The 11,734-nt window shown below is 59.8% G+C and carries 10 protein-coding genes; 6 read left to right on the forward strand and 4 right to left on the reverse strand.

The genetic code is table 11. The features are described 5' to 3' along the window. Positions 1 to 32 precede the first annotated feature (32 nt). Together hexR and KGA89_RS21590 are read left to right on the forward strand one after the other, a co-directional pair. Positions 33 to 899 (forward strand): transcriptional regulator HexR, encoded by an 867-nt coding sequence (gene hexR, locus KGA89_RS21585; protein ID WP_003187110.1) that lies wholly within the window; start codon positions 33 to 35, stop codon positions 897 to 899. Positions 900 to 1,059: 160 nt separating this feature from the next. Next, positions 1,060 to 1,269, forward strand: a complete 210-nt coding sequence (locus KGA89_RS21590; protein WP_013694599.1) for a PA3496 family putative envelope integrity protein — start codon at positions 1,060 to 1,062, stop codon at positions 1,267 to 1,269. Here KGA89_RS21590 and KGA89_RS21595 read toward each other — a convergent pair. Continuing rightward, positions 1,211 to 2,173 (reverse strand): LysR family transcriptional regulator, encoded by a 963-nt coding sequence (locus KGA89_RS21595; protein WP_013694598.1) that lies wholly within the window; start codon positions 2,171 to 2,173, stop codon positions 1,211 to 1,213. The two genes, KGA89_RS21590 and KGA89_RS21595, sit on opposite strands and share 59 nt — an antisense overlap. A gap of 187 nt (positions 2,174 to 2,360) precedes the next feature. Between KGA89_RS21595 and KGA89_RS21600 the strand changes: the two genes are divergently transcribed. Next, positions 2,361 to 3,776, forward strand: coding sequence for an acetyl-CoA carboxylase biotin carboxylase subunit (locus KGA89_RS21600; RefSeq protein ID WP_003206982.1), 1,416 nt, complete (start codon positions 2,361 to 2,363; stop codon positions 3,774 to 3,776). 12 nt (positions 3,777 to 3,788) lie between these two features. Further along, positions 3,789 to 5,597 carry a sodium-extruding oxaloacetate decarboxylase subunit alpha gene (oadA, locus tag KGA89_RS21605; RefSeq protein WP_223472494.1) on the forward strand — a complete coding sequence of 603 codons (1,809 nt, stop codon included), beginning with the start codon at positions 3,789 to 3,791 and terminating at the stop codon, positions 5,595 to 5,597. 65 nt (positions 5,598 to 5,662) lie between these two features. Here oadA and KGA89_RS21610 read toward each other — a convergent pair whose 3' ends face one another. Further along, a complete protein-coding gene (locus KGA89_RS21610; protein WP_223472495.1) occupies positions 5,663 to 7,804 on the reverse strand; it encodes an autotransporter domain-containing protein in 2,142 nt (713 codons plus the stop codon). 664 nt (positions 7,805 to 8,468) lie between these two features. Here KGA89_RS21610 and KGA89_RS21615 point away from each other — a divergent pair. Continuing rightward, on the forward strand, positions 8,469 to 8,798 hold the full coding sequence (locus tag KGA89_RS21615; RefSeq protein ID WP_317846347.1) for a hypothetical protein: 330 nt from the start codon (positions 8,469 to 8,471) through the stop codon (positions 8,796 to 8,798). 86 nt (positions 8,799 to 8,884) lie between these two features. Here the strand turns inward: KGA89_RS21615 and KGA89_RS21620 are convergent, their stop codons facing one another. Beyond that, positions 8,885 to 9,718, reverse strand: coding sequence for an amino acid ABC transporter permease (locus KGA89_RS21620; RefSeq protein ID WP_223472496.1), 834 nt, complete (start codon positions 9,716 to 9,718; stop codon positions 8,885 to 8,887). Next, a complete protein-coding gene (locus tag KGA89_RS21625; RefSeq protein ID WP_003206974.1) occupies positions 9,715 to 10,536 on the reverse strand; it encodes an ABC transporter substrate-binding protein in 822 nt (273 codons plus the stop codon). Before KGA89_RS21625 ends, KGA89_RS21620 begins: the two co-directional genes overlap by 4 nt. Before the next feature lie 113 nt (positions 10,537 to 10,649). Between KGA89_RS21625 and KGA89_RS21630 the strand changes: the two genes are divergently transcribed. Beyond that, complete coding sequence (locus KGA89_RS21630; RefSeq protein WP_003206973.1) at positions 10,650 to 11,549, forward strand: homocysteine S-methyltransferase family protein; 900 nt, start codon at positions 10,650 to 10,652, stop codon at positions 11,547 to 11,549. Positions 11,550 to 11,734: the final 185 nt, after the last annotated feature.

The following is an 11,734-nucleotide window of genomic DNA, read 5'->3' on the forward strand; positions in this document are numbered from 1 at the left end:
CCGGCACCTGCCCATAACAAGAGTCCAGCCCCTTGAACCTGTTGCAACACATCGCCCAGTCACGCCACTTGCTACGCAAGTCGGAGCTGAAAGTCGCCGATCACGTACTGCTTGATCCTGCGGCCGTGATGCATAGCTCCATGGCCGATCTTGCCCACAGCGTCGGCATCAGCGAACCGACCATCGTGCGTTTCTGCCGGGCCATCGGTTGCTCGGGTTTCCAGGACCTGAAACTCAAACTGGCGCAAAGCCTGGCCGCCGGCGCGAGCTTCGGTCAGTTTGCGATCCATGAAGACGATTCCGTTGCTGACTACAGCCTGAAAATCTTCGACACGACCCTGCATACGCTGATGGAGGTTCGCGAGAAGCTCGACCCGGTGGCGTTGCAAAAAGCCGTCACGGCCATGTCCCAGGCCCAGCGTGTCGAGTTTTATGGCTTCGGCGCCTCGGGCGCGGTGGCAGCCGATGCCCAGCACAAGTTCTTCCGATTGCTGCTGACGGCAGCGGCCTATTCCGACCCGCACATGCAGGCCATGTCAGCCGTGACCTTGAAACCTACCGATGTGGCGATCTGCATTTCCCAGTCGGGGCGTTCCAAGGACTTGCTGATCACCGCGAACCTGGTGCGCGAAAGCGGTGCCTCGCTGATTACCTTGTGCCCGAGCCAGACGCCATTGGCGGAACTGTCCACGGTGAACCTGGCCATCGACGTGCATGAAGACACCGAGATCTACACGCCGCTGACCTCGCGCATCGCCCACCTGGTGGTGATCGACGTATTGGCGATGGGTGTCGCCATGGCCCGTGGCCCAAGCCTGGTCAACCACCTCAAGAGCGTGAAGCGCAGCCTTCGCAGCTTGCGGTTGTCGCCCAAGTCGGTGAAGGCGCTGGACGACTGAGCGCTGGTCTTGGAAGTCAGAGGCTTTTGTGGCGAAGGAGCTTGCTCCCTCGCCACAGGGATCATTTGCCCGAATTCATCGTTCTGTAATGCACGCGCCGCCAAACCGTCATCCAGCGCCGTCATCGTAAAGCTCCCGTATACGTCTTGGGAGTCTCGACATGACCCAGTCCTACGAAGAACGCAGCGCCGTCAAAACCCGTCGTCAGCAGGAAGACCAGCGCCGCATGGCGTTTCGTCGTGCCATCGAAGACCGCTATGAACAGCGCCAGCTCCTGGCCGAAATCAGCGAATTTCCTGACGCGGCAGAGTTCAGTTACTGGCAGGCAGCGCCGGCGGCTTCCCGTCGAAACGCTCAACCAGGCCAATGATCTGAGCGCGCTCACCGCGAACGAATGCCAGGAAGGCATGAGCCACCGGTGACAGGCGTTTGGCCCGGGCCTGCACCAGGCACCAGCTGCGGTACAGCGGTAACTCCTCCACCGGCAGCTCGATGAGTGCGCCGGACGACAATTCCCGGCTCACGGCGTGGCGCGTCAACAGTGCCACGCCCAGCCCGGCCACCACGCACTCGCGCTGGGCCTCCGCCGACGCCACCTCCAGTGTCTGGGTGAAATGCACCCGTTTCTCCTTGAAGTACTCCTCGCAGGCCAGTCGCGTGCCGGACCCCGGTTCGCGCAACAGCAGCGTATAGGGCTCCAGGTCCTGCAAGCGCAGCGGGCCCATATGGCACAACGGATGATCGGGCGGCGCCACGGCGACGATGGGATTGTTGAGAAATGGCAGGAATTCCAGGCCCATGTCCTGGGGCACCATGGACATGATCACCAAGTCGTCACGGTTGTCCGAGAGCCGGCGGATGACCTGGCCGCGATTGACCACAGTGAGGTTCAGGTTGACCTCCGGATGCTGGCGCTTGAACGCGGCGAACAGGTGCGGGACGAAGTACTTGGCGCTGGACTCCACCGCCAGCTTCAATTGGCCTTGCAGCGAACCCTGCATGTCCGAGAGCTGCATATCGAGGTTTTCCAGGCGTCCGAAGATGTCCCGGCTGGCACGTTGCAGGGCTTCGGCGGCTTCGGTCATGTAGAGTTTTTTGCCGACATACTCAAATAACGGCTGGCCAATCAGCTCTTCCAGGGAGCGAATCTGTAGGCTAACGGCCGGTTGTGTGAGAGACATTTCATCAGCTGCACGGCTGTAGGACCTCAGGTCGCACACCTCGTTGAAAATCTGCAATTGACGCAATGTCATACGCATCAACGACTTACGCATTTTCTAAGTACCTTGGGCCGAGAGGAATATCTCAACTATAAGTCTTTGCTTATGCACGACCCAATAAATATTCATTTTTGTTAATCAACAGCCAGGACTAGTGTGGGGCTGCGACCAATTGTTACATCTGGTCACGCGTCGGCCTGGATCCCAGGCCGTGGTATCACCGGCTCAAGGGAACCTCCAATTGATAACAAAGATCCTGATCGCCAACCGTGGTGAGATTGCCGTCCGCATCGTGCGCGCTTGCGCCGAGATGGGCATTCGCTCGGTCGCGGTCTACTCCGACGCGGACCGCCATGCGTTGCATGTCAAGCGTGCGGACGAGGCCCACAGCATCGGCGCCGATCCGCTGGCCGGCTATCTGAACCCGCGCAAACTGGTGAACCTGGCGGTGGAAACCGGCTGTGATGCCTTGCACCCCGGCTACGGTTTTCTCTCGGAAAACGCCGAACTGGCAGACATCTGCGCTGAACGCGGAATCAAATTCATTGGTCCTTCGGCAGAAGTCATTCGCCGCATGGGCGACAAGACCGAAGCGCGCCGCAGCATGATCAAGGCCGGTGTGCCGGTCACGCCGGGCACCGAAGGCAACGTATCGGGCATTGAAGAAGCGCTGACTGAAGGTGATCGCATCGGTTACCCGGTGATGCTCAAGGCCACGTCCGGCGGCGGCGGTCGTGGTATCCGTCGCTGCAACAGCCGCGAAGAACTCGAACAGGCCTTCCCGCGGGTCATTTCCGAAGCCACCAAGGCATTCGGTTCGGCGGAAGTGTTCCTGGAAAAATGCATCGTCAATCCCAAGCACATCGAAGCGCAGATCCTGGGCGACAGTTTCGGCAACGTGGTGCACCTGTTCGAACGTGACTGCTCGATCCAGCGCCGCAACCAGAAGCTGATCGAAATTGCCCCGAGCCCGCAGCTGACCCCCGAGCAGCGCGCCTACATCGGCGACCTGTCGGTGCGTGCCGCCAAGGCCGTGGGCTACGAGAATGCCGGCACCGTGGAGTTCCTGCTCGCCGAAGGCGAGGTGTACTTCATGGAGATGAACACCCGGGTGCAGGTGGAACACACCATCACCGAAGAAATCACCGGTATCGACATCGTTCGCGAACAGATCCGCATCGCCTCCGGGCTGCCGCTGTCGGTCAAGCAGGAAGACATCCAGCACCGTGGTTTTGCGTTGCAGTTCCGCATCAACGCCGAGGACCCGAAAAACAACTTCCTGCCCAGCTTCGGCAAGATCACTCGCTATTACGCCCCTGGCGGCCCGGGTGTGCGCACCGACACGGCGATCTACACCGGCTACACCATTCCGCCGTTCTACGATTCGATGTGCCTGAAACTGGTGGTCTGGGCGTTGACCTGGGAAGAAGCAATGGACCGTGGCCTGCGGGCCCTGGATGACATGCGCCTGCAGGGGGTCAAGACCACCGCCGCGTATTACCAGGAGATTCTGCGCAATCCGGAATTCCGCAGCGGCCAGTTCAATACCAGCTTCGTTGAAAGCCACCCTGAACTGACCAACTACTCGATCAAGCGCAAACCCGAAGAGCTGGCCCTGGCCATCGCCGCCGCCATTGCCGCCCACGCAGGCCTGTAAGGAAGTATGACCATGTCCAAGAAGATCTTTGTTACCGACACAATCCTGCGCGACGCCCACCAATCGCTGCTCGCCACTCGCATGCGCACCGAAGACATGCTGCCGATCTGCGACAAGCTCGACAAAGTCGGCTATTGGTCGCTGGAAGTGTGGGGCGGCGCGACATTCGACGCCTGCGTGCGCTTCCTGAAAGAAGACCCGTGGGAACGCCTGCGCCAACTGCGCGCGGCGCTGCCCAATACCCGTCTGCAAATGCTCCTGCGCGGCCAGAACCTGCTGGGCTACCGCCATTACAGCGATGACGTGGTCAAGGCGTTCGTGGCCAAGGCCGCCGTCAACGGCATCGACGTGTTCCGTATTTTCGATGCGATGAACGACGTGCGTAACCTGAAAGTCGCCATCGAAGCGGTGAAGGCCGCCGGCAAGCACGCCCAGGGCACCATCGCCTACACCACCAGCCCGGTGCACACCATCGACGCGTTCGTGGCCCAGGCCAAGCAAATGGAAGCCATGGGTTGCGACTCGGTGGCGATCAAGGACATGGCTGGCCTGCTGACCCCATACGCCACTGGCGAGCTGGTGAAAGCGCTGAAAGCCGAGCAATCGTTGCCGGTGTTCATCCACTCCCACGACACTGCCGGCCTGGCCGCGATGTGCCAACTCAAGGCCATCGAAAACGGTGCCGATCACATCGACACCGCGATCTCCAGCTTCGCCTGGGGCACCAGCCATCCGGGCACCGAGTCGATGGTCGCGGCCCTCAAGGGCAGTGAGTTCGACACCGGCCTGAGCCTGGAACTGCTCCAGGAAATCGGCCTGTACTTCTACGCCGTGCGCAAGAAATACCACCAGTTCGAAAGCGAGTTCACCGCGGTGGACACCCGCGTCCAAGTCAACCAGGTGCCGGGCGGGATGATCTCCAACCTCGCCAACCAGTTGAAAGAGCAGGGCGCACTGAACCGCATGAACGAAGTGTTGGCGGAGATCCCGCGCGTGCGCGAAGACCTCGGCTTCCCGCCGCTGGTGACCCCGACTTCGCAGATCGTCGGTACCCAGGCGTTCTTCAACGTGTTGGCCGGTGAGCGCTACAAGACCATCACCAACGAAGTGAAGCTCTATCTGCAGGGCGGTTACGGCAAGGCGCCAGGTTCGGTGAACGAGAAGCTGCGTCGCCAGGCCATCGGCAGCGAAGAGGTGATCGACGTGCGTCCGGCCGATTTGCTCAAGCCGGAAATGACCAAGCTGCGCGGTGAAATCGGTGCGCTGGCCAAGTCCGAAGAGGACGTACTGACCTACGCCATGTTCCCGGACATCGGTCGCAAATTCCTCGAAGAACGCGAAGCCGGCACCCTGACCCCGGAAGTGCTGTTGCCAATCCCTGAGGCGGGCAGCGTGAGCTCGGCGGGCGGCGAAGGCGTGCCGACCGAGTTCGTCATCGACGTCCACGGCGAAACCTACCGCGTCGATATCACCGGTGTGGGCGTCAAGGCCGAAGGCAAGCGTCACTTCTACCTGTCCATCGATGGCATGCCGGAAGAGGTCGTGTTCGAACCGCTCAATGAATTTGTCGGCGGTGGCAGCAGCAAGCGCAAGCAAGCCACTGCACCAGGCCATGTCAGCACCACCATGCCGGGCAACATCGTTGATGTGCTGGTCAAGGACGGCGACGTAGTGAAGGCCGGTCAAGCAGTGTTGATCACCGAAGCCATGAAAATGGAAACCGAAGTGCAGGCGGCCATCGCCGGCAAGGTCACCGCGATTCATGTAGCCAAGGGCGACCGGGTCAACCCGGGCGAGATACTGATCGAGATCGAAGGCTGAATAAACAGCCTCGATACAACGTTTTAACCTCGGGGGGGCATGTGCCCCCCTTTTTTTTTTGCCCGTCAGAACATCATTCGCCACTGGCCCATCAGTGCTCCGTTGCGGTTGTCCTGCCCCGTTTCACCGCGATAGTTCAGCCCTAGCGTGTGCCGTGGTGAAACGGCCAGGTCCAGCCCGGCTTCCAGGAGCAGGCTGTCACGGTCCAACTCGATACCTTCGACGGTGTAGGTCGTGCCGGCGCTGACCAGGCGTTGATGGGAGCGGCCCCTGACCTCGCCGTACAGGTGTTTCCAGCCCAGATTCAAGCGGGGTGTCAGGCGCATGCCTTGGTCAAGCGGGAAGGGGCGGGCGAGGCGCAGGCCCAGGTCACTGTGGTAATGATCCTGAGTGCGAGCATCGAACTGCAACGCGGCATTTCCTCCTTTCTCGGTGTACCGATCACGCTGATAGCGTTGATAGCCCAGTTGGACATAGGGCTCGATAGCGAAATGACCGGCGTCCAGGTTGTAGCCGATTTGCCCAAAGACCTGTTGCGTGTTGGCATCGTAACGACCCTTGAGGCGATCGCTGAAACCGTTGTACGCCACGTGGCGCTTGGTGCTGCCGTCATGACGGCCATAAACGGCGCCCAGGCGCAGGGCCAGCGGCCCGTCCTGGCGCAAGGCATAGGCACCTACCAGCCAGCTGTCGAGCTGGCCGTCGAATTGACGGCTGTCCAACCGGGTTTGCGTTTTGCTGCCGAGTATCCCCAAGCGCCAAGCGGGGCTGACAGCCCAGTCGGTGCCTAGCATCAAACCCTTGGTTGAATGCTTCAGGGCATTACTTCCCAATTGCCTACCAATGCTGCCGCTGTTACCGATGGCCTGGACCCAGACTTGGCCGTCGACCCGTGTACCCCCGGGTTCTGTCGAGTCCATGGCCGAGAGCATTCCAGTGCTGATCGGCGCGACGCTGCTCAGGGTGGCGTTGCCCAGGTCGGCGGTGTCGTAGCCGCCCAGTTGGTCGATGGCATCGGCGGCGGTGGTCAGGTTGGTGCCGAGCAGGGCGTTGATGGCGGTGTTGGGTGTGTGGGCCGGCTTGATAGCCTGCACCTGACCAGCGGGCTTGGGTTGGGTGCTGGCAGCAAGTTTTGATGGTCCGGTGAGCTTGGGTGCTGCGTGCTCTGTTTGTAATTCGCCGGCAGTCGTTTGTGTATTTGTTGAAACGGTACTGGCATCAGGCCGCGGTGGTTTGGCCGGTTGCAGCGCTGTCATTCCGTTAACGGCGTTCCGCCCGTTTTCGGAGGTGGCTATTTTTTCTGGTGGAACTCCGTTGCGTTCTAAGATCAGCCCTACCTGTTTCTCTACAGTGTAGTCAGGTGTCGCTTTCAAAAAGGCGAGTTCATTGATGACTTTCCCGAACGTCCCATTGATCTTGTCCGCCTTGATCACGACGTGCTTGTTTGCTTCAGTGGATTCGCCGGATACGGCGGTGATCTTAAGCGTCGCATTGCCCAAGGTAGCGGTGCCGCCAACGTTGATCGTGGCGCTGCCTTTCTCTGCGTCGATTCCATAAACCAACGTCGCGCTCTTGGATAATTTGAAATCGTTGATAACCGAAGGGGCTCCCGTTACAGGATTGACTTCCATCAGGCCGGCCACATCCAGCGCGTCGACCGTCCCGCTACCGCTGAACCTGGCCTTTTTCCCCACGAAGACAGGCCCGGCCACCGTTCCCCGGTTAACGAGTTCACCAAGAACGTGCATCGCACCGCGGATGTCACCGGTATTGATCAATTTGGCGTTCGAATCAATCAGGCTGCTGCTGTCGAAAGCCCTGTCGTTTGACCATTCGCCTCGCTTCAAATACAGATCCTGGAAATTGCGTATCTCACCTAACTCGCCTCCCTTGTCGATATCCAGTTGCAAGACGTTGGTGCCGCCACCACCGTCGGTGAGCCCGATGAGTTCGCCTTGCCTGCTTACAAGCACCAGATCGTTACTGTCGTCCTTCGACAGGGAGGCTTCTTGGACTTTGATGACTCTCTGGATATTTGTATCCGGCGCAGCCGCAAACACCTTGAGACGAGCCTGCATCTCGGCGGTTGTTTCGAAGGGGCGGGTTTTCTCGACAATTGACTGAGCCATCGAAACCTCGGCACAGCCAAGTGCCAAGGCTATTGCCAGCGCGAGATGTTGGGGCAGGAATGGATGTTGGGTAGGCATCGAATGTGACCTCTCATGAAGGAGGTCGCACTTTAAAAATTTCACCCTGGGCGGCGATGCCAGCCATCTCCTCGCCGTGGGCACGATTCGGCGGATGAGTTTTGTAGGCTGCTTGTGTGGAGATCAGGGTGTCGGTTCGTTGGCTTTCATGGGTCGAAGCTTTGCCCTACGACTCGCAAGGACCTTTCTATCGACCGGTCAATCACTGCCGCCGGATGCCTTGCTTAACACGCTGAGATGAAGACTTGACGTTGTCCTGCAACGCTCAATCGGAAAGCGCAACTGATCAACTGCTCGATACATATTGGGCTCGCGATGGTAGGCTTCCGGCCGGTCAAAATTGAGCTTTGTAAACCCATTCTGTGTTTCGCGTAGGATGGTTCCGAGATACAGAAACTCAGCGTTGTATCGTCAGGGCCTCGCCTATAGTTCTCTCGTCATCGACCAATCGGTGATCGATCTTAGCCGGTCGAACAAGAGTGCACGAGCGCCCCGAAATGGCGGCGCTTTTTGCTGCCTGTATTTTTACATCTATGGCGGCTGTGCGGGGGACATCTTCGGGTGTGCCGGATTCTCTTGTCCGGTCGGCTAACCCGCGTACAGCTGCCACCAACATTCGTTTAGCCGCGAACGGTGGTAGCTCCCAACTCAAGAGAGCAACCCGATGATCAAGTACCATCCCCTTCAAGCAAATACCAGCGCCGGCGCCACACTGTTTATCGACACAGAAGCTGGCGCTTCCGATCTTTTGGAAACTGCTGCGCATCGCATCAGAGCCGCTCGAGACTTGCTCAACAGCGTCTCCTGTCTGTGCCTGAAAAACGCTGAGGGTTATGTGACCTGGAGCACTTCGCCAACGCCGCTCATCTGTTGTTGCAGGACGGTTGCGGTGCGCTGGAAGTGTTGGGGTGGAGCATCGGTGGGTGTGATCTCCAAGCTTCACCTGCTAGCGATTCGGCTGCACCTCAGGCGGATTTTCCTGTTTAGCCGTTGAGCTGGGTGGGGGGTTGAGGTCGGTGTGTATATCCGTTACCGCAGCAATGGATATACATACTGTCCTCAAAGGCACCTCGGAACAGCTCAACGATTATTCAGATAAGCCTTCCCATAATGCCGCTCCATCCGCGCCTGAATCAGCTCCAACGCAATGGACATCAACCAGTAAATAATTGCCGCCGTAGTCAGCATCTCGATATAGCGATAACTGGAGCGACCATAAGACTGCGCCAGAAACATCACCTCCCAAACCCCCATCACCGAGATCAGCGAAGAATCCTTGAGCATGGAGATGAACTGGTTGGTGGTCGGCGGGATGATGGTGCGCATCGCCTGGGGCAGGGTGACGCGCCAGAAGATCACGGTTTCGCTCAGGCCCAGGGCGAGGGAGGCTTCGCGTTGGCCGTTGGGAACGCCGAGGATACCTGCGCGGAAGATTTCGCTCAGGTAGGCGCCGTAGTTCAGCGACAAGGCGATGATCCCGGCGGCGACGGCGCCCGGGACCACGCCCAGTTGGGGCAGGCCCAGGTAGATCAGCAGGATTTGGATCAGCAGCGGCGTGCCGCGAAAGAACGACGCATAGAAACTGGCGATACCGAACGCCACCGCACTGCTGGACAGCCGCGCCAGGGCGGTGATGAAGCCCAGCAATGACGAAGCGACGATCGAGCACAGGCACAGGAACAACGTCAGCACCGCGCCTTGCAAAAAGCCATTGGGCGCCAGGTGAATGCCCAGCAGGTTCGGCAGTTTGTCGAGGATGATGGAGAACTTCAGGTCGAAGCTCAGGAAGAAACTCGCGAACAGCACCAGCATGGCCGCCCAGGTCAGGTACAGCCGGGTGCGAAAACCGAAGATTTTCTGCAAGCGTGACTCAGCCACCGGTGGCGGTGGCTGAGGGGGTGGAAAAGAAGTCATTGGGTAATGTCGGCGCCGATCCATTTTTGCGAGAGTTTGCTCAAGGTGCCGTCCTGTTTCAACTGGGCAAAGACTTCACGCACCTTGTTGTCCCACTGGGCGTCGCCCTTTTCGATGGCCACCGAGTTCGGCTCGGAGTAGAGCACCTCGCCGGCCAGCTTGAAGCGCTTGTCTTCGGTCAGGCGCGGCTGTGCGGTCACCAGGTTGGTCAGCACCGCGTCCAGTCGCACCCCGGCGCCCAGGCCTAGATCCTGGAAAGCCACGTTGTCGGTGTCGTACGGGGCAATCTGCACGTCCTCGAACGGATAGCTCAGTTGAGTATCCTCGGCGCCTTCGATCACCAGGTTCTTGTTCAGGTAGCTCTCGTAGCTGGAAGCGCTGGTCAGGCCGACCTTCTTGCCGCTCAGGTCTTTGGCGCCGTGGATACGGTCGTCCTTGGCGTTGACCACGATCACCGCTGGCGAAGCGTAGTACTGCACCGGGAAATCGAACACTTCGGCGCGTGCCTTGCTCGGCGTCATGGAGCAGATGCAGATGTCATAGCGCCCGCTCCAGTGACCGGCCGCGATCACGTCCCAGGAAGGGGTTTCCAGGCGCAGCTTTACTCCCAGTTTCTGCGCCACCGCCTTGGCGACGTCCACGTCAAAACCGTCGAGCTGGTTCTGATCGTTAAGGAACGAGAAGGGCGGATAGCTTTCCATCAGCACGCCGACCAGTTCTTTTTTCTGTTCGACGCGATCCAGCGTGGCGCCGGCGAACGCTTGCGAAGAGGCAGCCAGCAGAGTCAGGCCCAGGGCCAGCAGTGGTTGTAATTTCATGTGAGGGCCCTGATAGAAAAATAAGTTGTAGTTCACCGAATGGTGCGTATTAAATAGTTATAAGAACAACTCCGGTAGTGAGTATTTTTCATAAGCTTATGAGTGAATCGCATATGGGCTCAGCAACGACAGTCATTCTCGATGGCGGCATGGGCCGCGAACTGCAACGCCGGGGCGCGCCGTTCCGACAGCCCGAGTGGTCGGCGCTGGCCTTGAGCGAAGCGCCCCAGGCGGTAGAAGCCGTGCACGCGGCCTACATTGCCAGCGGCGCCAACGTGATCACCAGCAACAGCTATGCGGTGGTGCCGTTTCATATTGGCGAGGCGCGTTTCGCCGAAGAAGGCCAGGCCCTGGCCGCGCTCGCGGGCGAGTTGGCGCAGCGGGCAGTGCGCGCTTCGGGTAAAGCGGTGCAAGTGGCCGGGTCGCTGCCGCCCTTGTTCGGCTCCTATCGGCCGGATCTGTTCGACGCTTCCCGCGCCAGTGAATTGCTCGCGCCCCTGGTGAACGGCCTGGCGCCCCATGTCGACTTGTGGCTGGCCGAGACCCAAAGCTCCACGGTCGAAGCGCGGGCGATTCACGCCGGGTTGCCGAAGGACGGCAAGCCGTTCTGGCTGTCGTTCACCCTCAAAGACGAAGACACTGATGAAGTGCCACGCCTGCGTTCCGGCGAACCGGTGGCGGACGCCGCTGCGGTGGCGGCTGAGCTGGGCGTCGAGGTGCTGTTGTTCAACTGCAGCCAGCCAGAAGTGATCGGCGCGGCCATCGATGCCGCGCGGGACACCTTCGCGCGCCTGGGTGTGAAGATCCACATCGGTGCCTACGCCAACGCCTTCCCGCCGCAACCGAAGGAAGCGACGGCCAACGATGGGCTCGATCCGCTGCGCGAAGACCTTGATCCGCCAGGCTATCTCCAGTGGGCGGCGGACTGGCAAAAACGCGGGGCCAGCCACCTGGGCGGCTGCTGCGGGATCGGGCCGGAGCATATTGCGGTGTTGGCGCAAAAGCTGGTCTAAGGGGTTGGCGGTCGGAGGGTAATAAATACATTGGCTGTTCGACCGCCATCGCGAGCAAGCTCGCTTGTATGTTTAGACTTGAAGGGGTGGGCGGGACTAAAAGCTCGATTCCGACTCTAGCCAGTACGGACCGTGGGAGACTTCTCGTCCCGCCCTTTCTACCCAAAGCGCCAATAAGGAATTCA

Source organism: Pseudomonas sp. A-RE-22, assembly GCF_019956035.1.
In the GTDB taxonomy this organism is placed as follows: Bacteria; Pseudomonadota; Gammaproteobacteria; order Pseudomonadales; family Pseudomonadaceae; genus Aquipseudomonas; species Aquipseudomonas brassicacearum.

Bases quoted from the DNA above. Each gene is read 5' to 3' on its own strand.
- oadA (WP_223472494.1), top strand. From the start codon at position 3,789: ATGTCCAAGAAGATCTTTGTTACCGACACAATCCTGCGCGACGCCCAC.
- KGA89_RS21595 (WP_013694598.1), bottom strand. From the start codon at position 2,173: ATGCGTAAGTCGTTGATGCGTATGACATTGCGTCAATTGCAGATTTTC.
- KGA89_RS21625 (WP_003206974.1), bottom strand. From the start codon at position 10,536: ATGAAATTACAACCACTGCTGGCCCTGGGCCTGACTCTGCTGGCTGCC.
- KGA89_RS21615 (WP_317846347.1), top strand. From the start codon at position 8,469: ATGATCAAGTACCATCCCCTTCAAGCAAATACCAGCGCCGGCGCCACA.
- KGA89_RS21590 (WP_013694599.1), top strand. From the start codon at position 1,060: ATGACCCAGTCCTACGAAGAACGCAGCGCCGTCAAAACCCGTCGTCAG.
- KGA89_RS21630 (WP_003206973.1), top strand. From the start codon at position 10,650: ATGGGCTCAGCAACGACAGTCATTCTCGATGGCGGCATGGGCCGCGAA.
- KGA89_RS21610 (WP_223472495.1), bottom strand. From the start codon at position 7,804: ATGCCTACCCAACATCCATTCCTGCCCCAACATCTCGCGCTGGCAATA.
- KGA89_RS21620 (WP_223472496.1), bottom strand. From the start codon at position 9,718: ATGACTTCTTTTCCACCCCCTCAGCCACCGCCACCGGTGGCTGAGTCA.